Source organism: Lutibacter sp. Hel_I_33_5 (genome assembly GCF_007827455.1).
Taxonomy (GTDB): Bacteria; Bacteroidota; Bacteroidia; order Flavobacteriales; family Flavobacteriaceae; genus Polaribacter.
In genome coordinates this window covers 1,130,065-1,151,608 of record NZ_VISM01000001.1, presented here as the reverse complement: position 1 = coordinate 1,151,608, position 21,544 = coordinate 1,130,065, and the positions used below count along the sequence as shown (strand labels likewise).

19 protein-coding genes and 1 pseudogene are annotated in these 21,544 nt (G+C 30.7%); 8 read left to right on the top strand and 12 right to left on the bottom strand.

Translation table 11 applies throughout. From position 1 onward, the window contains the following. Window positions 1-63 precede the first annotated feature (63 nt). On the top strand, window positions 64-1,011 hold the full coding sequence (trxB, locus tag OD91_RS04975) for a thioredoxin-disulfide reductase (protein ID WP_144895285.1): 948 nt from the start codon (window positions 64-66) through the stop codon (window positions 1,009-1,011). Between the two features lie 57 nt (window positions 1,012-1,068). On the opposite strand, the gene OD91_RS04970 is transcribed toward trxB, so the two are convergent. The 6 genes from OD91_RS04970 to OD91_RS04945 form a co-directional block, all read right to left on the bottom strand. After that, window positions 1,069-1,929: a hypothetical protein gene (locus OD91_RS04970; RefSeq protein WP_144895284.1), complete on the bottom strand. Its 861-nt coding sequence runs from the start codon at window positions 1,927-1,929 to the stop codon at window positions 1,069-1,071. A 150-nt stretch (window positions 1,930-2,079) separates the two neighbouring features. After that, complete coding sequence (locus tag OD91_RS04965) at window positions 2,080-2,526, bottom strand: KTSC domain-containing protein (protein WP_144895283.1); 447 nt, start codon at window positions 2,524-2,526, stop codon at window positions 2,080-2,082. Window positions 2,527-2,699: 173 nt separating this feature from the next. Further along, complete coding sequence (locus OD91_RS04960; RefSeq protein ID WP_144895282.1) at window positions 2,700-4,496, bottom strand: acyl-CoA dehydrogenase family protein; 1,797 nt, start codon at window positions 4,494-4,496, stop codon at window positions 2,700-2,702. A 25-nt stretch (window positions 4,497-4,521) separates the two neighbouring features. Further along, window positions 4,522-5,712, bottom strand: a complete 1,191-nt coding sequence (locus tag OD91_RS04955; protein ID WP_144895281.1) for an acetyl-CoA C-acyltransferase — start codon at window positions 5,710-5,712, stop codon at window positions 4,522-4,524. 92 nt (window positions 5,713-5,804) lie between these two features. Then, window positions 5,805-8,210, bottom strand: coding sequence for a 3-hydroxyacyl-CoA dehydrogenase/enoyl-CoA hydratase family protein (locus tag OD91_RS04950; protein ID WP_144895280.1), 2,406 nt, complete (start codon window positions 8,208-8,210; stop codon window positions 5,805-5,807). Window positions 8,211-8,224: 14 nt separating this feature from the next. After that, window positions 8,225-8,680 (bottom strand): MarR family winged helix-turn-helix transcriptional regulator, encoded by a 456-nt coding sequence (locus OD91_RS04945; RefSeq protein WP_144895279.1) that lies wholly within the window; start codon window positions 8,678-8,680, stop codon window positions 8,225-8,227. A gap of 184 nt (window positions 8,681-8,864) precedes the next feature. Here OD91_RS04945 and OD91_RS04940 point away from each other — a divergent pair, with 184 nt between their 5' ends. The 3 genes and pseudogenes from OD91_RS04940 (at window position 8,865) to OD91_RS04930 (ending at window position 12,364) form a co-directional block, all read left to right on the top strand. Beyond that, on the top strand, window positions 8,865-9,794 hold the full coding sequence (locus tag OD91_RS04940) for an ABC transporter ATP-binding protein (protein ID WP_144895278.1): 930 nt from the start codon (window positions 8,865-8,867) through the stop codon (window positions 9,792-9,794). 3 nt (window positions 9,795-9,797) lie between these two features. Next, the gene (locus OD91_RS04935) at window positions 9,798-11,120 is read left to right on the top strand and encodes an ABC transporter permease (protein ID WP_144895277.1); all 1,323 of its coding nucleotides are present in this window, start codon (window positions 9,798-9,800) and stop codon (window positions 11,118-11,120) included. A 79-nt stretch (window positions 11,121-11,199) separates the two neighbouring features. Continuing rightward, window positions 11,200-12,364: pseudogene (locus tag OD91_RS04930) on the top strand (sigma-54-dependent transcriptional regulator). Between the two features lie 3 nt (window positions 12,365-12,367). Here the strand turns inward: OD91_RS04930 and OD91_RS04925 are convergent. The 3 genes from OD91_RS04925 to OD91_RS04920 form a co-directional block, all read right to left on the bottom strand. Further along, window positions 12,368-12,832, bottom strand: a complete 465-nt coding sequence (locus OD91_RS04925; protein ID WP_144895276.1) for a DUF6428 family protein — start codon at window positions 12,830-12,832, stop codon at window positions 12,368-12,370. Next, a complete protein-coding gene (locus OD91_RS13475; protein ID WP_186434407.1) occupies window positions 12,832-12,990 on the bottom strand; it encodes a hypothetical protein in 159 nt (52 codons plus the stop codon). The genes OD91_RS04925 and OD91_RS13475 overlap by 1 nt, the downstream gene beginning before the upstream one ends. Before the next feature lie 70 nt (window positions 12,991-13,060). After that, entirely contained in the window at window positions 13,061-13,561 is a 501-nt protein-coding gene (locus OD91_RS04920) for a flavodoxin family protein (protein ID WP_144895275.1), read from the bottom strand. Window positions 13,562-13,705: 144 nt separating this feature from the next. Here OD91_RS04920 and OD91_RS04915 point away from each other — a divergent pair, with 144 nt between their 5' ends. The 4 genes from OD91_RS04915 (at window position 13,706) to OD91_RS04900 (ending at window position 18,897) form a co-directional block, all read left to right on the top strand. Continuing rightward, window positions 13,706-14,560 carry a PPK2 family polyphosphate kinase gene (locus tag OD91_RS04915; protein WP_370511740.1) on the top strand — a complete coding sequence of 285 codons (855 nt, stop codon included), beginning with the start codon at window positions 13,706-13,708 and terminating at the stop codon, window positions 14,558-14,560. A gap of 71 nt (window positions 14,561-14,631) precedes the next feature. Next, window positions 14,632-15,459 (top strand): 3'-5' exonuclease, encoded by an 828-nt coding sequence (locus tag OD91_RS04910; protein WP_144895273.1) that lies wholly within the window; start codon window positions 14,632-14,634, stop codon window positions 15,457-15,459. After that, window positions 15,460-15,945, top strand: a complete 486-nt coding sequence (locus OD91_RS04905) for an ABC transporter ATPase (protein ID WP_144895272.1) — start codon at window positions 15,460-15,462, stop codon at window positions 15,943-15,945. Window positions 15,946-15,975: 30 nt separating this feature from the next. After that, window positions 15,976-18,897 (top strand): glycoside hydrolase family 3 N-terminal domain-containing protein, encoded by a 2,922-nt coding sequence (locus OD91_RS04900; RefSeq protein WP_144895271.1) that lies wholly within the window; start codon window positions 15,976-15,978, stop codon window positions 18,895-18,897. Here the strand turns inward: OD91_RS04900 and OD91_RS04895 are convergent. Genes OD91_RS04895 through OD91_RS04885 form a run of 3 tightly spaced genes read right to left on the bottom strand, consistent with a single transcriptional unit; the run spans window position 18,881 to window position 21,492 of the window. Next, the gene (locus OD91_RS04895) at window positions 18,881-19,930 is read right to left on the bottom strand and encodes a lysophospholipid acyltransferase family protein (RefSeq protein ID WP_144895270.1); all 1,050 of its coding nucleotides are present in this window, start codon (window positions 19,928-19,930) and stop codon (window positions 18,881-18,883) included. The genes OD91_RS04900 and OD91_RS04895 overlap by 17 nt on opposite strands. 7 nt (window positions 19,931-19,937) lie before the next feature. Then, window positions 19,938-20,867 carry a bile acid:sodium symporter family protein gene (locus OD91_RS04890; protein WP_144895269.1) on the bottom strand — a complete coding sequence of 310 codons (930 nt, stop codon included), beginning with the start codon at window positions 20,865-20,867 and terminating at the stop codon, window positions 19,938-19,940. After that, window positions 20,851-21,492: a DUF4159 domain-containing protein gene (locus OD91_RS04885; RefSeq protein WP_144895268.1), complete on the bottom strand. Its 642-nt coding sequence runs from the start codon at window positions 21,490-21,492 to the stop codon at window positions 20,851-20,853. The genes OD91_RS04890 and OD91_RS04885 overlap by 17 nt, the downstream gene beginning before the upstream one ends. Between the last annotated feature and the right edge of the window lie 52 nt (window positions 21,493-21,544).

Below are 21,544 nucleotides of genomic sequence, written 5' to 3'. Positions count from 1 at the left end.
TCAAAAAAAATTACATTTGTAATCGTTTTTAAAAGACTAGATTAATACATTTTATAAGAAACAATGTCAGAAAATATAGAAAAAATTAAGTGTTTAATTATTGGTTCTGGACCAGCAGGTTATACCGCAGCTATTTATGCAGCTAGAGCAGATATGAAGCCAATAATGTATACAGGTATGCAAATGGGAGGTCAATTAACAACTACAACAGAAGTTGATAATTATCCTGGTTATCCAAATGGAACGGATGGTACAGCTATGATGACCGATTTACAAAAACAAGCGGAGCGTTTTGGAACCGAAGTTCGTTTTGGAATGGTTACAAAAGTAGATTTGAGTGATAAAGTAGGAGGGATTCATAAAGTTGTAGTTGATGAAACTAAAGAAATTGAGGCGGAAACTATAATTATTTGTACTGGAGCTACTGCAAAATATTTAGGCTTAGAAAGTGAGCAACGTTTAATTGGCGGAGGTGTTTCTGCATGTGCAACTTGTGATGGTTTCTTTTATAAAGGACAAGATGTTATTGTTGTTGGAGCTGGTGATACTGCTGCGGAAGAGGCAACGTATCTTGCAAATATCTGTAATAAAGTAACTGTTTTGGTAAGAAAAGATTACATGAGAGCTTCTAAAGCAATGCAACATCGTGTTAATAAAACTGAAAATATTGAGGTATTATATAATACAGAATTAGATGAGGTAATTGGTGATAATGTTGTTGATGGGGTAAGAATAGTCAATAATCAAACAAAAGAAAAGCAAGATATTGCTGTAACTGGTGTATTTATTGCAATTGGTCATAAACCAAATTCAGATTTGTTTAAAGGAATTTTAGATATGGATGATGTTGGGTATTTAATAACAAAAGGAAAGTCAACAAAAACAAATTTACCTGGTGTTTTTGCTGCTGGAGATATTCAAGATAAAGAGTATAGACAAGCTGTTACTGCTGCAGGAACTGGTTGTATGGCTGCCTTAGATGCAGAACGTTATCTAGGCGCTTTAGAATAGTTTTCTAAAAAAAAATAATATAAAAAAGAGATTACAGAAATGTAATCTCTTTTTTATTTACATATTTATTTGTTCTAAAGGATTATAGCCTAAAAGTTCAGTTATTTTTTCATGATATTTCTTTGCTATAGTTCTATATCCAGAATTTTTCAAATGAATTTCATTGTGCCATTCATTATCATTTTTAAATATATTTCTAAGTTCAATGTGATGAAATTTAGGATATTCATTATCTAATTCGATAAGCATATTGTTAAATCCATCAATAAAATGTTTAATTACACTTTTTTGTTCAGATTTTAATGTAATACCCTTTTGTCCCATTGCAGGAAGAATCCACGGTCCAACAATATTTATCCAAGCAAATCTATAGCCTTTACCATTTATTTTTGGAAAATCATAACCATGCATTAAAATTTCACATTCAGGATTTGAATCAGATACTTTTGAAATTAAATACTTAAGAGAATTTTTCATTCTTTTTAATTTTTCATTAAAAATATAATCATTTACTAATGAACTTGGATTAGAACCTTTATGATTTAAATATCCAATAATTTCTCCACCCACAATATCATTCCCGCCACCACTAAAAAGAAAAAATCTAGAGTTTAGCTCGTTTATAGAATTTAATGTTTGCTCTAAAGATCTTGATCCTTGGTTAATGACATTATTATTTCTAATTTTAAATTTAGAACCATATAACATGTTCTCTAAGGTATCACCTCCTTTTGCATGATTTCTAATTGCATAACCCATCTTTATTAAGTAATCGATGGTATCTTTTACAATAGTATAATCAAACCAAGAATCTCCTTCTGAAACTATTTTTAAATAATTAGGAAAAGATTCTTGGGTTAACCTTGTTTCTGAAATTTGTATTTGTTCAGATTTAAATTGTTTTAGTGTTAGTGCCATAACTTATATTTTTAAATAAAATTACAAAGCTAATGACAACTTAATATACCTATAATTAGGTATTTTGTAGATAGAAAAACTACTTAGAATAAGAAGTAGTTTTAAACAAATAATTAATTTTTGATTACTGCCTTCAACAATGATATCTTATTAAGCTACAACCGATGCCTTCATTGATTTTCTGTAGATAAAAGAATTAAAAATATTTCTTTTCCCAAAATTATTCATTGAGCGAGCGTTTACAAATTTCCCAAAAAGGATTTTGCTAACACCAAAGTATTCATATGTATTTCCATCTGTAAATGTAACTTCCATTAACATACTTTTATGATGCCAATCTGCTACTTGAAATTCGGTAATTGTTTTTTTATAAGCTTCTAAATTTGCAGCTTTTGTTTCTGGAGCAATACTCACTAAAAAGTGATATCCATCAATAATTTTAGTACTTACAATTTCTGCCTCTTCTTTTTTATCTTCTTCTGTAAATTTATCTGGATGCCATTCTTTTACCAATCCTCTATATGTCTTCTTTAATTCTTTCAAATTAATAGCTCCTTCTACATTAAAAAGTTTTTTGTATTCTTTAATACGTTTCATATAAATGATTTTAAAATTGCGTGCAAAAGTATTGATATTAAATGAATTGGAGTGTGTTTTTCTTATTAATAATATTAGTTTAATTAAACTAAAAAACCACCTCTAAGAAAGAGATGGTTAAACAAACAACTAAATTCTAAAACCTACTAAAGTTAAAGAAGTTTTAAATATTTTTAAAAACAGTACTTATTTTCTGCCTTTACTTTTTCTGCTATTTCGTTACGTAAATCTACAATATCTGGATAATTAGCATATTTTGTAAAACGCTTTAAGCCCATTAACATCATTCTTTGTTCATCACCTTCAGCAAAAGAAATGATACTTTCTTTTCCTTTTTCTTCAATAATATCAACTGCGTGATATAGATATAATTTAGACATTGCAATTTGTACAGATTGAGCTTCTTCGCCAAAACGTTTTGCATTTTTCTCTGTACGTAAAATTGCAGATTCAGCCATATAAATCTCTATTAATATATCTGAAGCGGCAATTAATAATTGTTGATGATCTTCTAAATCTGGTCCATATTTTTGAACGGCAGCGCCAGCAACCATTAAAAAAGTTTTCTTTAATTTATTAATAATTTGCTTTTCTTCAGAAAATAATTCTGAATAATCAGGCGTATCAAAAGAAGGAATTCCTAATAATTCATTGGCAACTGCCGTAGCAGGTCCTAATAAATCTACATGACCCTTCATGGCTTTCTTTACCAACATACCTACAGAAAGCATTCTGTTAATTTCATTAGTTCCTTCATAAATTCTTGCAATTCTTGCATCTCTCCATGCTGATTCCATAGGAGTTTCTTCCGAGAATCCCATTCCTCCAAAAATTTGAATTCCTTCATCAGCACAAGCTTGTACATCTTCAGAAACAGCCACTTTTAAAATTGAACATTCGATTGCATACTCTTCTACACCTTTCAATTCTGCTTCTTGATGAGAGTTTCCATCTGCTTCTCTAATTGCAATTCTATCTTCAATGTTTTTTGCAGCCCTATAGGTTGCAGATTCACCAACATAGGCATTAGTTGTCATCTCGGCTAACTTCACTTTAATAGCTCCAAAATCAGATATTGGTGTTTTAAATTGTTTACGCTCGTTTGCGTATTTTACTGCATATGTAAGAATTCTTCTTTGAGAATCTAAACATGCTCCTGCTAATTTTATTCGTCCAACATTTAACGCGTTCATGGCAATTTTAAACCCATTTCCACGAGTTGATAACATGTTTTCTACAGGCACAACAGTATCATTAAAAAATACTTGCCTAGTAGAAGATGCTCTAATTCCTAATTTATGTTCTTCTTCACCTAAAGTGACTCCGTTAGGGTTTGCTTTATCATATTCAACAATAAAACCAGTAATATTTTTATCATCTTCAATACGAGCAAAAACAATCATTATGTTACAAAAACCTGCATTTGAAATCCACATTTTTTGTCCGTTAATTTTATATGTTTTTCCATCTGAAGATAATTCGGCAGTAGTTTTACCAGAATTTGCATCAGATCCTGCACCAGGTTCAGTTAAACAATATGCGCCCATCCATTCACCAGTTGCTAATTTTGGAACATATTTTTGTTTTTGTTCTTCATTACCATATAAAGTAATTGGCATTGTACCAATACCAGTATGAGCTCCAAAAGCAGTACTAAAAGAACCTGTACCACTAGAAATATAATCACAGGTAAGTAAAGTTGAAACAAATCCCATTCCAAGTCCGTTATAAGCTTCCGGAACTGCAACGCCTAAGAAACCAAGTTCTCCAGCCTTTTTCATTACTTCCTCTGTAAGTGCATAATCTTTAGCTTCAAAACGTTCTCTGTGTGCAATAATCTCACGGTCGTTAAACTCCATTACTGCTTCTTTCATCATATTTTGTTCTTCAGAAAAATCTTCTGGAGTAAAAACATCTTCGCATTTAGTTTCTTTCACTAAAAATTGACCACCTCTTAATAATTCGCTCATTGTATTATATTTTTATACCTTTTTCTTAATTTAAAAATTCAAATATACCTGCTGCACCTTGTCCTGTACCAACACACATAGTTACCATTCCATATTTGTTTTTCATGTCACGTTTACGCATTTCATCAAATAATTGAACAGATAATTTTCCTCCTGTACATCCTAATGGATGTCCTAAAGCAATTGCTCCTCCATTAACATTAATAATGTCTGGATTTAAGCCTAATTCTCTAATTACTGCTAAAGATTGTGAAGCAAATGCTTCATTTAATTCTATTAAGCCAATATCGTTTTGTTGTAAACCAGCTTGTTTTAATGCTTTAGGGATAGCAGCTACTGGGCCAATTCCCATAATTCTAGGTGGAACACCAGCAGCAGCATAACTTGCCATTCTTGCGATTGGCTCGAGGTTTAATTCTTTAACCATGTCTTCACTCATTACCATAACAAAAGCTGCACCATCACTCATTTGTGAAGAGTTACCAGCGGTAACACTTCCGTTTGCTGCAAATACTGGGCGCAATCTTGCTAAACCAGCTATGTTAGAACCTTTTCTTGGTCCTTCATCTTTATTTACTGTATATTTTTTTGTTGCTTTTTTTCCGTTCGCACCAATATAGGTTTGCTCAACTTCTATTGGAGCAATTTGAGACTGAAAACGATCTTCTGATTGTGCTTTTAAAGCTTTTAAATGCGAGTTTAGTGCAAATTCATCTTGATCTTCTCTGGAGATATTAAATTCATTTGCAACTGCTTCTGCAGTATTTCCCATACCCCAATAATAATCTTCATGACCAGAATTTACTACATCATAATTTAATTCGGGTTTAAAACCAGTCATTGGTACAGAACTCATACTTTCTGCTCCTCCAGCAATAATGCATTCTGCCATTCCTGACTGAATTTTTGCAACTGCCATACCAATAGTTTCTAATCCTGAAGAACAAAAGCGATTTACAGTTACACCTGGTACATCTTCAATTTTTAATCCCATTAAAGAAATTAATCGCGCCATGTTTAAACCTTGTGATCCTTCAGGCATTGCATTACCAACGATAACATCGTCGATACGTTTTTTGTCAAAATCTGGCAATTCCTTCATCATATACTCGATGGTTTCTGCTGCCAATTCATCAGCTCTTTTAAATCTGAACAATCCTTTTGGTGCTTTACCAACTGCTGTTCTGTATCCTTTTACTATATATGCTGTTTTCATAATATCTAGTTTTTAGTGCTTAGTTTTTAGTTGTTAGTACTTTTTTAGTGTTTTACAAATCACTAAAAACTTACAACTAATCACTCACAATTTTAATTGCGTAATGGTTTTCCAGTTTTTAACATGTGCTGAATTCTTTCTAAAGTTTTACGTTCTGTACATAAACTTAAGAATGCTTCACGTTCAATATCTAATAAATATTGCTCTGATACTCTGGTAGGTTCAGATAAATCTCCACCTGCCATTACATAGGCTAATTTGTTTGCAATTTTCTGATCGTGTTCTGAAATATATTTACTAGCATTCATAGAGTCTGTTCCAACTAAGAACATTCCTAATGCTTGTTTTCCTAATACTAAAACATCTTTACGTTTTGCAGGCTGAGTATATCCAGATTCTGCCATTAGCAATGCATGTTTTTTAGCAATTGCAATTTGACGTTCTTTATTTACAACAACAACATCTTTTCCTTTTTGCATTAAATTAAGGTCAAATGCTTCGTAAGCCGATGTTGATACTTTTGCCATCCCAATGGTTAAGAAATGTTCTTGTAAAACGTTTAATTGAACATCGCCTTTATTGAATAAGTCGGATGCTCTTAATGCCATTTCTTTAGAACCACCACCGCCAGGAATTACACCAACACCAAACTCTACTAACCCCATATAGGTTTCTGCAGCTGCAACGATTTTATCAGCGTGTAAAGAGATTTCACAACCACCGCCTAAAGCCATTCCATGTGGAGCAGAAATTGTTGGGATTGATGAATAACGCATACGCATCATAGAATCTTGAAAATATTTAATAGCTGCATTTAATTCGTCATATTCTTGCTCTGCAGCCATCATAAAGATCATTCCAATATTAGCACCTACAGAGAAATTTGCTGCTTGGTTACCAATTATTAATCCTTGGAAATCTTTTTCTGCAATATCAATTGCTTTATTAACTCCAACTAAAACATCACCACCAATGGTATTCATTTTAGATTGAAATTCACAGTTTAATATTCCGTCTCCTAAATCTTCAATAACTACCCCAGAGTTTTTGAAAACTTCATTAGATTTTCTAATATTGTCTAAGATGATAAATGCATCTTGACCAGGTTTTTTAACTTGTTTCTTCTCATTAATATCATAAAAATAAGTAGCACCCTCTTTAATGGTATAAAAAGAGGTTTCTCCTTTTGCAACCATTTCAGTTACCCAAGCAGCAGGTTCTTTACCTTCTGCTTTCATTAATTGAATACCTTTTTCTATACCGACAGCATCCCAAATTTCGAAAGGACCATTTTCCCAACCGAAACCTGCTTTCATTGCATCATCTACTTTGTATAATTCGTCTGAAATTTCTGGAATTCTGTTTGCTACATACGTAAACATTGCTGAGAAGTTTTTCCTGTAAAATTCCCCTGCTTTGTCTTTACCATTAACCAATACTTTAAACCTGTCAATAGGTTTGTCAATTGTTTTTGTTAATTCTAAAGTTGCAAATTTCGCTCGTTTTTTTGATCTATATTCTAAGGTATTTAGGTCTAATGATAATATTTCTTTTTTACCTTCTGCATTTACAGTTTTTTTATAAAAACCTTGTTTTGTTTTACTTCCTAACCATTTGTTTTCCATCATTGTATTGATGAATTCTGGAAGTTTAAATAGCTCATGAGCTTCATCATCTGGACAATTCTCATAAATACCATTTGCAACATGTACTAAAGTGTCTAAACCAACTACGTCAACCGTTCTAAAGGTTGCAGATTTTGGACGTCCAATTACTGGACCTGTTAATTTATCAACTTCTTCTATAGTTAATCCTAATTCTTTTACTTGATGAAATAAAGATTGAATCCCGAAAATTCCAATTCTATTACCAATAAAAGCTGGTGTATCTTTTGCTAAAACTGAAGTTTTTCCTAAAAATTTAGAACCGTATTCCATTAAGAAATCAGTAACTTCTTGTTTACAATCTGGTCCAGGAACAACTTCAAATAATTTTAAATATCTAGGTGGATTAAAAAAGTGAGTTACCGCAAAATGTTGCTGAAAATCTTCACTTCTCCCTTCATTCATAAACTTGATAGGAATACCAGAAGTGTTTGAAGAAATAATTGTGCCCGGAGTTCTGTGTTTTTCTAGTTTTTCAAAAACTATTTTCTTTATATCTAGACGTTCAACAACAACTTCCATAATCCAATCTACATCAGAAACTTTTGCAATATCATCATCTAAATTACCTGTTGTAATTCTACTTGCAAATTTTTGATTGTAAATTGGTGAAGGTTTAGATTTTAATGAAGCGGTTAAAGCATCATTTACTAAACGATTTCTTACAACTTTATCTTCTAGCGTTAATCCTTTTGCTTTTTCTTTATCGTTTAATTCTCTTGGTACAATGTCCAATAATAAAACGTCTACGCCAATATTAGCAAAATGACATGCAATTCCGCTTCCCATAATTCCGGAACCAATAATTGCAACTTTTTTAATTCTTCTAGTCATTTGTTTCTATTTGATTAAACAGCTTCATTTACACTATCGTAAATTTCTTTATCTGTAATTAATTTATTAATTGTTGAGGTTACTTTAAAAAATATATTGAGTTCTTCCTCATTTACATGTTCTCTTATTTTATCATTAAATTGGATAACGTGTCCTTTAGAAACTTCACGCATTTCTTTACCGTATTCTGTAAGTTTTATAATGACACCTCTACCATCTTTCGGGTTTTTCTCTCTACAAATTGCTCCTTTATCTTCCATGTTTTTTAAAATTCTAGAAAGACTAGTAGGTTCCATTCCCATTAATGGTCCTAATGCAGTTGAAGGAGTACCGTTCTCTAAATCAATATTTAACATAACAAAAGCAGTTGCCATTGTACTGTCATGTTTAGCTGCCTGCTCATTATACATTTTTGCAACAGCTTGCCAAGTAGCTCTTAATTGATGATCTATAGATTTATTTTTCTCCATGAATGTCAAAGATATAAAAAAATACTATGCATGCATAGTAAATTGTAAAAAAAATTATGCATGCATAGTAAATTTTGATAAAATAAGCTGTAACATTCCTATAGAATCAACTACTAATCAGTTGAAAAATATGTAAGTTTGTTTTGCAGGTTTTTTAATCAGTAATTAATCAATCAAAAAATTAATGAGTAATTTATTAGAAATTAATAATGTAGTAAAACGGTACGGTGATTTTACAGCATTAAATAATGTGTCTATAAATATTCCGAAAGGAAGTGTTTTTGGATTATTAGGGCCAAATGGAGCTGGAAAAACATCGTTGATTAGAATTATAAATCAGATTACCTTGCCAGATAGTGGTTCTATAGTTTTAGATGGTGAGCCTTTAGCTCCACATCATGTAGAAACTATTGGGTATTTACCCGAAGAACGCGGTTTGTACAAATCGATGAAAGTTGGTGAGCAGGCATTATATTTAGCTCAATTAAAAGGATTGTCAAAATCGGAAGCTAAAAAGAGATTGAAATATTGGTTCGAAAAATTTGATATAACCGCATGGTGGGGAAAGAAAATTGAAGAACTTTCTAAAGGAATGGCGCAGAAAGTGCAATTCATTGTAACAGTGTTGCATCAACCTAAATTATTAATTTTTGATGAGCCTTTTTCTGGTTTCGATCCCATAAATGCACAGTTAATTGCTAAAGAAATTTTGCAATTGCGTGATGAAGGAGCAACTATAATTTTTTCTACCCATAGAATGGAATCTGTAGAAGAAATGTGTGATGAAATTGCACTTATCAATAAATCTAATAAAATTTTAGACGGTAAATTAGATGATATAAAAAGGGCGTTTAGAACGAATACCTTTCAAGTTGGATTAAATACTACAAATCCTAAAGAAGTTGAAAGTAAGTTAAAAGAAAAGTTTACAACTTCTAAGGCAGATTTTAAATTACTGAGTGACGGTCTTACGTTGAATGTGAAATTAAATGAAGGTGATTCTTCAAATGATTTGTTATCGTTTTTAAATAATAATGGAGAGGTAAAACATTTTGTAGAAATTGTGCCAAGTGCAAACGATATTTTTATTCAGGCAGTAAATAAAAACAGTTAAGAGATGAGTAAGTTAAAATTAATTATCCAACGCGAGTTTATTGCAAAGGTTAGAAATAAATCATTTATCATCATGACTTTTTTAAGTCCGTTGATTATGATTGGTATGGGTTTCTTGGTTTTTTTCTTAATGAAAAAGAATGATGAAAAGGTTAAGAAAATAGTATATGTTGATAATTCTGGATTGTTTTCTAAAGATGTTTTTAAAGATTCTAAAACGATAAATTATCAGGATTATACAGCGTTAGGAATTGAAGAAACTAAGAAGAAAGTTGAGGAAGGTAATTATTACGGAGCCTTATATATACCTAAAATAGATAGTTTAGAAACCTTAGCAAAATCTATTGAGTTTTACTCAAAAGATACACCAAGCATGATTGTTATAGGGAGCTTAGAAGGTAAAATTGAAAAAACACTTCGGAATGAAAAATTAAATAATTTCGGTATTGATTTAGCTAAAATAAAAGCATCAAAAATTTCTTCAGATATTAAAATGTTTAATTTTTCAGGAGAAAAATCATCGAAACTAATTAACGGATTAAAGATTGGTGTTGGTGCAATTTCTGGATATCTTTTAATGATGTTTGTTATGATTTACGGGACATCAGTAATGCGAAGTGTAATTGAAGAAAAAACGAGTAGAATTATTGAAGTCATAGTTTCATCAGTAAAACCCTTTCAATTAATGTTAGGTAAAATTATTGGAAATGCTTCGGCGGGTTTATTACAATTCTTTATTTGGGGAATCTTATTCTTCATATTTAGTTTAATTGCATCTTCAATTTTTGGTGTAAATATGATGGAAATGCAATCGGCAAAAGTTTCTCCAGAACAAGCTGCAGCAATACAAGAGGCGGCAGTAGGAAAAGGAGAAATGATTTTACAAGAAGTGTTTAGATTGCCGTTATTGAAAATGTTTTTATTATTCATTTTTTACTTTTTAGGCGGTTATATGTTGTACAGCTCACTTTTTGCAGCAGTAGGAGCAGCGGTTGATAATGAAACAGATACACAACAATTTATGATGCCAATAATGTTGCCTTTAATTTTAGGTGTTTATGTTGGTTTTGCAACGGTTATTAATGATCCACATGGACCAATTTCAACCATATTTTCTTATATTCCGTTTACAAGTCCGATTGTAATGTTAATGCGTGTTCCATTTGGCGTTTCTTGGGTAGAACTTTCAATATCTATGGCATTATTATTGGTTACATTTGTGTTTATGGTTTGGATGGCAGCAAAAATTTACCGAGTAGGAATATTAATGTACGGTAAAAAACCAACCTATAAAGATCTATGGAAATGGATGCGTTATAATGGATAATTTGGATTAAAGTCGAAAGGCAAAAAATCCAAAGTCTATAAAAATTTATTTTTTAGACTTTTAACTTTAGAATTAAAATATGAGTAAAATACTAATAATTGAAGACGAAGCAGCGATTAGAAGAGTCTTAAAAAAGATTATTTCAGAAGAAAATGATAGCTATCAGGTAGAAGAAGCAGAAGATGGTTTGGCTGGTATTGAAATGATAAAAGACAAGGATTACGATTTGGTATTATGTGATATTAAAATGCCAAAAATGGATGGTGTAGAGGTGTTAGAAAAAGCAAAAAAAATAAAACCAGAAGTGCCAATGGTAATGATTTCTGGTCATGGTGATTTAGATACAGCCGTGAATACAATGCGTTTAGGAGCTTTTGATTATATATCGAAACCGCCAGATTTAAACCGTTTATTAAATACTGTAAGAAATGCATTAGATAGAAAGGAGTTGGTTGTAGAAAACAAACGCCTTAAAAAGAAAGTTAGCAAGAACTATGAAATGATTGGTAAGAGTAAAGAAATTTCTCACATCAAAGAAATCATTGAAAAAGTTGCGGCTACAGATGCTAGGGTTTTAATTACGGGTCCAAACGGAACAGGAAAAGAATTAGTAGCGCATTGGTTACATGAAAAATCTGAGCGTTCTAAAGGCTCTATGATTGAAGTTAATTGTGCTGCAATTCCTTCTGAATTAATAGAAAGCGAGTTATTTGGACATGTAAAAGGAAGTTTTACAGGTGCAAATTAAAGACAGAGCTGGGAAATTTGAAGCAGCAAATGGCGGAACCATTTTCTTAGATGAAATAGGAGATATGAGTTTATCTGCACAGGCAAAAGTATTACGTGCATTACAAGAGAATAAAATTCAAAGAGTTGGTTCAGATAAAGACATTAAAGTAAATGTTCGTGTTGTTGCTGCCACTAATAAAGATTTAAAAAAGGAAATTGCTGAAGGAAGATTTAGAGAAGATTTATATCATAGATTGGCAGTAATTTTAATTAAAGTTCCTGCTCTTAATGAACGACGTGATGATATTCCTTTATTAATAGAGTTTTTTGCAAATAAAATTTCTCAAGAACAAGGAACTCCAACAAAATTATTCTCTAAAAATGCAGTAAAGTTATTGCAAGATTATGATTGGACTGGTAATATTAGAGAGCTGCGTAATGTTGTAGAACGACTAATTATTTTAGGAGAAAAAGAAGTGTCAGAAAATGATATAAAATTATTTGCTAGTAAGTAATTATTAACAACAACCACTTTTAGGATCGCAAGAAGGACTTGCACTGATAGCCGATAATTGAATTTTCTTTTTTTCTGGAATAACGCATAATTCTTCTGCTAAACAAGCAGTTGCTTTATTTACTAAAATAAAGTTTTTACCATTAAAATCTAAGCCATATTTACCAATAGTATCTCCCTGGTATTCAACTTCAATTTCTAAATCTTCGAGTTGTAAAACCTTTTCAGATAATTCTATAATATGGATTAACTTTTCTGGATGTAGTCTGTGATTATAATCATCTTTATTCCAAAGCTGAAAATTAATCACTTCTTCATTTCTTACGGTACCACCACAATCAATAAAATTCTTCGTTATTTTACCAACTTCTGTTACATGGAAATGAGACGGGGCTAAACTTCCATCAGGTAATTCAAAAGCAATAGTTTCTAAATTTTGTAAAAATTCTTTTATTTCTGATAGTTTCATTATTGTTCCTTTTTAGTGTCGTTTACTTTTTTAATAATTGCTTTTAAGCGTTCTTTATTTCGTTGTTTTTCTAATTTTACCTTGTTAATTTTTTGTTGCATTAACTTAGTGTGTTTTGCTTTGTTAATAGTGTTTTTTGCTTTTCCTTTTTTAGGCATGAAAAAAAACGAATTTAATTCCTAATTAATTCAGTTTACGAAGTTCGATATTATTTCTCTGAGTAGCAAACTAAAATTTCTTCATAAAATCATCCATCAATTTTTTTGCATCTGAAGCAATTTCATCATTTATAAACCAAGCGTGTGTATCGCCTAGATAATTCATGCCTAAATAATTTGCACTTTCAATAAATGGCATTGTAAAACCATTTTTTAAATCGTTATCTCCAGAATTGCTAATCATTGCTAAGTTTTTACCTCGTAATTTTCTACCTAGTTCTTTTTTGTAATCTAATAAGTCAGAAAAACGATCTAAAAAGTTTTTTAAAATTCCACTCATGCTATACCAGTAAACAGGTGTTGCTAGAATAATAGTGTCATACTTATTAATGATTTCTTCAATTAGCGGTAAAAAGTCATCATCTGAATTTGAGAAATCATAATCAAACGGACCAATATTTTTGATTTTCAAATCGATTACATCAAATTGATTTTTATTGTTCAAATAGTTAATTACTTTACTTGTGTTTCCATCACTTTTTGAACTACCTTGAATAATTACAGTTTTCATTACTAAAATAAATTTTAATAAAAGTCTAAAAAAGGATCAGCATATTGTTGAAAAAATAATAATAATTATTGATGAAACCCAAGAGAAAATCAATAGTATTAATCAGTATTTTCCTTATATTTAGTTTTTATTAAAAGTGTGATGATGGATATAGAAAAGTATAAAGTTTCTTCAAAAATTAGTTTACAAAACTCAATTACAAAAGAAGTAATAGAAGATGCAGAAAAAAAACTAAAAAAAGTTAGAAAAAAACTAAGTAAGTTGCAAGACACGATGTATGCCGAAGGTAAATACAGCGCGTTAATTTGCTTGCAAGGAATGGATACTTCTGGAAAAGATAGTTTAATTCGTGAAGTTTTTAAACAGTTTAATGCGCGCGGTGTAGAAGTACACAGTTTCAAAGTTCCTACAGAATTAGAATTAAAACACGATTTTTTATGGCGTCATTATATTGCTTTGCCTGCAAAAGGTAAGGTGGGGGTTTTTAATAGAACGCATTATGAAAATGTATTGGTAACACGAGTTCATCCAGGATATATTTTTGGTGAAAATATTCCGACAGTAAAAAGTTTAGACGATTTAAACGACGCTTTTTACCATGATAGAATGAAAAGAATTAATGAATTTGAACAGCATATTGCTTCAAATGGAACTTTAATTCTAAAGTTCTTTTTAAACCTATCTAAAGATGAACAAAAAAACAGATTGTTACGTAGGTTAAATATTCCTGAAAAGAATTGGAAGTTTTCTTCTGGAGATCTAAAAGAGCGTAAATTATGGGGTCAATATCAAGATTGTTATGAAGATTTACTAAACAGAACTTCTACAGATTATGCACCTTGGTTTGTTGTACCAGCAGATGATAAACCTACTGCGCGATTAATTGTTGCTGACATTATGCATACTGAATTAAAAAAATATAACTTTAAAGAACCAATTTTAGCTAAAAAAGATTTAGATAAAATTAATGAATTTAAAGATCAATTAAATAATGAATAAATTAGGTTAATGTTTTTGGGTAAAAGTAGAAAGTACTTTCACCAATAACCTTTTTCCTTTTAACTTAAAAAATGAAACTAAACTTAACAAAACCCATTGTATTCTTCGATTTAGAAACAACTGGAATTAATATTGCTAAAGATAGAGTTGTAGAAATTGCTATTTTAAAAGTATTACCAAACGGAAATAAAGAAAGTAAAACTTGGTTAGTAAATCCAGAAATAGAAATTCCAAAAGAAGCTTCGGATATTCACGGAATAACAAATGAACAAGTTGTTACAGAACCTACATTTAAAGAATTAGCATCTCAAATTAATGAGATGATTGCCGGTTGCGATTTAGCAGGATTTAATTCTAACAGATTTGATATTCCGTTACTTGCAGAAGAATTAATGCGTGCTGGGATAGATTTTGATATGAAAGACAGAAAAGCGATAGATGTTCAGGTGATTTTTCATAAAAAAGAACAGAGAACTTTAGGAGCTGGATATCAATTTTATTGTGGAAAAGAATTAGAAGGCGCGCATGGAGCAGAAGCTGATACCAATGCAACCTACGAAATTTTGTTAGCTCAGTTAGATAAATACGACGATATAGGTGACTCTGTAGATGCGTTAAGTGAGTATTCTACACATGGAAAAAGAGCAGATTTTGCTGGTTTTATTTTAATGAATGAAGAAGATCAGGAAATCTTTTCTTTTGGAAAATATAAAGGAAGAACGGTTGAAGATGTGTTGAAAGAAAACCCTGGTTATAATGCTTGGATTCAGAATGCAGATTTTCCATTGTACACTAAAAAAGTATTAAAAGAAATTAAAGCTAGAATGTCTGCACCTAAAAAGTCAATGTCCGATGAAGATAAATTACAAGCACTTCAGCAGAAGTTTAATTTAAGATAAATGTTTACAGAATTTAAAAGCTTACCTAATAATTCTAGAGTTTGGATTTATCAATCCAATAGAGAATTTAGTATCGAAGAAGTAGAATATATTAGTGCGAAAGCGTTATTGTTTATAGATAAATGGACACGTCATGGAGATGATTTAAAAGGATCGTTTACTATAAAATATAATCAGTTTTTAGTGTTAGCGGTTGATGAAGGTTTTAATAACGTTTCTGGCTGTTCCATTGATGCATCTGTGCGTTTTGTACAAGAATTAGAAAAAGAATTTCAATTAGATTTAATGGATAAGATGAACGTTTCTTTTAAAGATGGTGATTTTGTTAATATTGTAAAACTATTTGAATTTCAGCAGTTTGCAAAAGATAAAAAAATTACATCAGAAACCATTGTGTTTAATAATATGATAAATACTAAAGAAGAGTTAGAAACCAAATGGGAAGTGCCAGCAAATCTTAGTTGGCATAAACGTTTTTTGGTATAACAATTGATTTAGAAAAAGAAAATTAGGGGAATGAGTAGAAAATTAAGTTTATTATATATACTTTTTTTTGTTGCAATTGGTTTTGCACAACAAATAGATCCGCTTCGTACAAAAGATTTTGAAGCCCAAGAAGTCTGGGTAGATAGTCTTTTAACAAATATGTCTGTTGATGAAAAAATCGGTCAACTTTTTATGGTGCAAGCCTATTCTAATTTGGATAAAAAACATGAAGATTTTATCAATGAAATGATTACCAAATATCATGTTGGTAATTTAATTTTTATGCAAGGAACTCCACAAAAACAAGTTGCATTAAATAATAAATATCAGGCATTAGCAAAAACACCTTTATTAATTGGTTTTGATGGAGAATGGGGATTAGATATGCGACTTAAAAACACGTACCGTTTCCCGTGGAATATGACATTAGGAGCTATAGAAAATAATCAATTGATAGAAGATTTTGGTACGCGTTTAGGAAAGCATTGTAAACGTGTTGGAATTCATGTTAATTTTGCACCAGTAGTAGATATCAATACAAACCCTGACAATCCAATCATTGGAAATCGTTCTTTTGGAGAAAGTAAAGAAAATGTTACTCAAAAAGCTATAGCGCTTATAAGAGGAATGCAAAGACAAGGGGTTTTAGCAAATGCGAAACATTTTCCAGGTCATGGAGATACTGCAACTGATTCTCATCATACACTACCCGTTATCAATTTTGATGAAGAACGATTAGATTCTATAGAATTGTATCCTTATAAACGACTTTTTGAAGCTGGTGTTGGTAGTGTTATGACAGCACATTTAAGCATTCCAAAATTAGAACCAGATGAAACTTTACCATCATCATTATCAAAAAATGTAACAACAGATTTATTACAACATAAATTAGGTTTTCAAGGCTTGGTTATTACCGACGGATTAAATATGAAAGGTGCGGCTAATTATGCAACTTCTTCAGAGATTGATTTAGCGGCGATTTTAGCTGGAAATGATATGTTATTAATTCCACAAGATGTTCCCGGTTCTGTTACATTATTTAAATCCGCTCTAGACTCCGGACAATTAACTGAAGAAAGATTAGATATATCTGTAAGAAAAATTTTAAAAGCAAAATATTGGGCTGGGTTATATGATTATCAACCGATAAAAGAAGAAAATTTAAATGATGATTTAAATAGTATTAAAGATGAATTATTACATCGTGATTTGGTAAAAAACTCCATTACTTTTTTAAAGGATGTTAACAGTGTATTACCAATAAAAGAATTGACAGATAAAAAAATAGCGTATGTAAAATTAGGGGATGCAAAAAACTCTGATTTTGTTTCTATGCTTAAGAATTATACGCGAATAGATATTGTTTCTGATAAAAAACTGAATCGCCTTATTAAAAAATTAAAAAAGTACGATTTGGTAATTATTGGCTATCATAAATCGAATGCGCATCCATGGAAAGGGTTTAAGTTTAAAGAAAGAGAATTGGTAAAGCTTCAAGAAATCGCTAGAGAAAACAAGGTGATTTTAAATATTATGGCAAGCCCGTATTCTTTATTGCAATTAAAATCGTTAACCAATATAGATGGATTACTGGTTTCTTATCAGAATAGTAAACTAGCACAAGAAATTTCTGCACAAGCTATTTTTGGAGCTATTGATGTTAAAGGAAAATTGCCTGTTTCTATTGGAGAAGATTTCTCTGTAGGTAATGGTATTGAAAGAACATCTTTAAAAAGATTAGGATATTCGATTCCAGAAGAGGTTAATATGTCTTCGAAACATTTAAAAAAAATTGATTCAGTTGCAAAAATTGTTGTTCGAAAAAGAATGGCGCCAGGAGCACAAATTTTGGTAGCAAGACATGGTAAAGTAATTTATAATAAAAGTTTTGGATATCACACAAATCATGAAAAGAGAAAAGTAAAAAAATCTGATGTTTATGATGTTGCCTCATTAACCAAAATATTGTCAACATTGCCTATGGTAATGCATTCAATTGATGAAAAAAAAATGAGTTTATTTTCTAGTTTGGGAGATATGTTGCCAAAATTAGCAAAGTCGAACAAGGATACCTTAGAGGTGCGAGAAGTATTGTCTCACGTTGCGAGATTAAAAGCATGGATCCCTTTTTATAAGGATACTCAAGATAGTATCACAGGAGAAAATTTAGTCAATTTATATAGCAATAAATGGAGTAAGAAATTTAGAATAAAAGTGGCTAAAAATTTATACCTCCATAAAAGTTATAAAGATTCAATTTTTAAGTTTATTAAAGAAGCAGATCAACGTGAGCGGAAAGGATATAAGTATAGCGACTTAGGGTATTATTTGATAAAAGAAGCAATAGAAAAGAAGCATAAAAAATCGTTAGATAAACTTTCTGATAAGGTTTTATACAAACCTTTAGGAGCAAATAGAACATCGTATTTACCGCTTAAAAAATTTGCCAAGAAAGCAATAGTACCTACCGAAAAAGATGATTATTATCGAGATCAATTATTGCAAGGTTATGTACACGACATGGGGGCAGCTATGCAAGGTGGAGTAGGAGGTCATGCGGGTTTATTTGCCAATGCAAATGATATCGCTAAGATTATGCAAATGTATTTACAGGAAGGGTTTTATGGAGGTAAGGAGTTTTTTAAATCAACTACTTTTTCCCAATTTAATAAACGTTATTATGCCGACAAAAAAGTGCGTAGAGGAGTAGGGTTTGATAAACCACAATTAAATCCTAAAGTAAAAGCTACATGTGGTTGTGTTTCCGATAAAAGTTTTGGTCATTCTGGATTTACAGGAACCTATACTTGGGCAGATCCAGAAAGTGGTATTGTGTATGTTTTCTTGTCAAACAGAGTTTACCCTACTATGAATAATAGAGGTTTGGTTAGAAGTAATGCAAGAACCGAAATTCAACAAATAATTCAAGATGCTATTCTTCCGAATTAATTACTGATAATTTAGTGTAGATTAATACGATTAAAAAAGACGCTAAAAAGTAATATAAAGCAATTGAACTTCCAAAAAAGTAAAAAACAATTAAGCTTTGTAAGAGATAAAACAGTGGAAAAGTGACGATTCCTAAACCGAATCTAAATGTATCTACAAATTCAATTTCATCAACTTTTTTTTCAGCTATTTTCCAAATAAAATATGGAAGAATACTATTAATCAAAATAAGATAAATCAGCGGTTTTATGTAGTTAATTTTCTCTTTTGATGGAGTTAAATCAGTTTGATTTTTAATAATAGTATTTACAGAATCAATTTCTGTGAAATCAATGTTTGCAGTATTCAATTCTGATAAAGTTTGTTCATACTTTTCTTCATCTTTAATACAAACTGTAATTTCCTCCATAGACTCTTTTACTTTGGTTTTAAGTTTGTTTGTAGAGTTTATTATATCATTCTTGTGGTAAAATTTATTTGCTATGATAGGTTTTCCATAATGCATTGCAATTTTTGAAGGAAAAACGGATGGATTTTGATAGGTTAATCCAACAGGTATAATAGTGATATTTAATTCAGGATATTTATCTAATGCACCAAAAATAATTCGTGTGAATCCTTTACTGATAGGTCTTATTTTTCTGACTCTACCATGACTTCCTTCTGGAAAAATCATCAATGCTTTTTCATTTTTTAGAATTTCAAAACACGTATTAAAAACTTCGTGATTTCTCGAAACCTGACTTTTACCATCTCTAATTCTATAGATCGGCATTAAGTTTAAAGAACTTAAAAATTTTTTCGCTAATGGTTTTTTAAAAGCAGCAGCTCTAACTAAAAAATGATTGATTCTTGGATTATAGGTTGAAATAACTAATGGGTCTAATAATCCATTTGGATGATTGGCAGCAAATAAAACAGCTCCTTTTTTTGGAATATTTTCTAACCCAACAACTTTTATTTCTTTGGAATAAAAAAACAAACCAGTTTTTATATATGCTTTAATAAAATTGTACCAAAGAATCTTTAACATGAAAAAACTAATCAGATAGATGTTTATACTTTTTACCCCAATAAGAACCTAAAAGTAGCCCAGAAAATACATCCCAAATTCCCCAAAAAGCTGCTAGTAATGCCATTCCACCTAATCCGCCGAAGAATCCAAAAATCAGCAATAAACCTAAGCCACCATTTTGGATACCTGTTTCCATAGAAATTGTTAATTGATTTTTTTTAGATAACCCAAATATTTTAGCTAGGTAATATCCTAAGAGAAATGCGACTATATTGTGAAAAATAACTAAAAAAGCTACATGATGAATATGATTAACAAAAATATCTAGATTTTGAGAAAATGCTCCTAAGATTAAAATAATAAAGACAATAATAGAAAAAGGACGTAGGATTTTACTGATTTTTTTTGCCAGTTTAAGATTGTATTTATTCAGCAACATTCCTAATGCTAAAGGAATTCCAAGAATTAATAACACCAATTTAAATAACTCATAAGGATTAAGTTCTACGGTTTTTAAAATAGCATTTGTAGGTTCGTATAAGCTTCCCCAAAACTGTAAATTAAAAGGTGTCATAACTATACAAACTAAAGTGGCAAAAGCGGTTAAGCTAACTGAAAGCGCTGCGTTACCGTTTGCCATTTTACTATAAAAATTTGAAACATTTCCTCCAGGACATGCTGCTATCATCATCATTCCTAATGCAAAACTAGGATGAGGTTTTAAAGCTAGAATTATTAGAAATGTTAATGCAGGTAACGCTATAAATTGAGAAAACATACCTACTAATAATATTTTTGGATTGTTTATAAGTCGTTTAAAATCATCAAGGGTAATACCTAGTGCAACGCCAAACATTATTACACCAATAGCTATATTTAAAATCCATAAGCTTTCGGTGTCAAAATTAATTTTAATAGCATCTACATTTATTTCTGGACTAGTTTTTAAAAGCATATTCAATTATATTTGCACCCATTTTTAATGCTTTTTCACGTACATTTTTGGGGTTGTTATGTACAATGGCATCTTCCCATCCATCACTTAAATCTGTTTCATAATCATAAAATACAATGAGTCTTCCTTCATAAAATAAACCAAAACCTTGTGGAGGTTTCTTATCGTGTTCATGTATTTTAGGAATTCCTTTTGTAAAGGTATAAGTTTGATGATATAATGGATGGTTGTTTGGAATTTCTTGTAGTTTAAGAGCAGGGAATAATTTTTTTAATTCTTTTCTAATGTATTTGTCCATTCCGTAATTGTCAGAAACATGTAAAAATCCTCCAGAAATTAAATAATTTCTTAAATTCTCACTTTCTTCATCATTAAAAAAAACATTTCCATGACCTGTCATAAATACTATTGGGAAATTAAATAGTTCAATATCGTTTGCCATCACCGTTTTAGGAATCTTAGTGATACTAGTTTTGGTATTTGAATTTGTGAATTCTATTAGATTGGGTATTGCAGTTGGGTTTGAATACCAATCGCCACCACCATTATATTTTAGAATTGCAACTTCTTGTGAATAACAAAAAAAAGTGATTAGAAATAGTATAAAAAAAAGTGAGCTTTTCAAAAATTTAATTATTTATGAGCAAGATATGAATTTCTACATAGTAAAAGAAAAA

Excerpts from the sequence above, each read along its gene's own strand:
- OD91_RS04970 (WP_144895284.1), bottom strand. The coding sequence starts at position 1,929 with ATGGCACTAACACTAAAACAATTTAAATCTGAACAAATACAAATTTCA.
- OD91_RS04895 (WP_144895270.1), bottom strand. The coding sequence starts at position 19,930 with ATGTTAAAGATTCTTTGGTACAATTTTATTAAAGCATATATAAAAACT.
- OD91_RS04890 (WP_144895269.1), bottom strand. The coding sequence starts at position 20,867 with ATGCTTTTAAAAACTAGTCCAGAAATAAATGTAGATGCTATTAAAATT.
- OD91_RS04905 (WP_144895272.1), top strand. The coding sequence starts at position 15,460 with ATGTTTACAGAATTTAAAAGCTTACCTAATAATTCTAGAGTTTGGATT.
- OD91_RS04960 (WP_144895282.1), bottom strand. The coding sequence starts at position 4,496 with ATGAGCGAATTATTAAGAGGTGGTCAATTTTTAGTGAAAGAAACTAAA.
- OD91_RS04915 (WP_370511740.1), top strand. The coding sequence starts at position 13,706 with ATGGATATAGAAAAGTATAAAGTTTCTTCAAAAATTAGTTTACAAAAC.
- OD91_RS04940 (WP_144895278.1), top strand. The coding sequence starts at position 8,865 with ATGAGTAATTTATTAGAAATTAATAATGTAGTAAAACGGTACGGTGAT.
- OD91_RS04900 (WP_144895271.1), top strand. The coding sequence starts at position 15,976 with ATGAGTAGAAAATTAAGTTTATTATATATACTTTTTTTTGTTGCAATT.
- OD91_RS04925 (WP_144895276.1), bottom strand. The coding sequence starts at position 12,832 with ATGAAACTATCAGAAATAAAAGAATTTTTACAAAATTTAGAAACTATT.
- OD91_RS04955 (WP_144895281.1), bottom strand. The coding sequence starts at position 5,712 with ATGAAAACAGCATATATAGTAAAAGGATACAGAACAGCAGTTGGTAAA.
- OD91_RS04920 (WP_144895275.1), bottom strand. The coding sequence starts at position 13,561 with ATGAAAACTGTAATTATTCAAGGTAGTTCAAAAAGTGATGGAAACACA.
- OD91_RS04935 (WP_144895277.1), top strand. The coding sequence starts at position 9,798 with ATGAGTAAGTTAAAATTAATTATCCAACGCGAGTTTATTGCAAAGGTT.
- OD91_RS04945 (WP_144895279.1), bottom strand. The coding sequence starts at position 8,680 with ATGGAGAAAAATAAATCTATAGATCATCAATTAAGAGCTACTTGGCAA.
- OD91_RS04910 (WP_144895273.1), top strand. The coding sequence starts at position 14,632 with ATGAAACTAAACTTAACAAAACCCATTGTATTCTTCGATTTAGAAACA.
- OD91_RS04965 (WP_144895283.1), bottom strand. The coding sequence starts at position 2,526 with ATGAAACGTATTAAAGAATACAAAAAACTTTTTAATGTAGAAGGAGCT.
- OD91_RS13475 (WP_186434407.1), bottom strand. The coding sequence starts at position 12,990 with ATGCCTAAAAAAGGAAAAGCAAAAAACACTATTAACAAAGCAAAACAC.
- trxB (WP_144895285.1), top strand. The coding sequence starts at position 64 with ATGTCAGAAAATATAGAAAAAATTAAGTGTTTAATTATTGGTTCTGGA.
- OD91_RS04950 (WP_144895280.1), bottom strand. The coding sequence starts at position 8,210 with ATGACTAGAAGAATTAAAAAAGTTGCAATTATTGGTTCCGGAATTATG.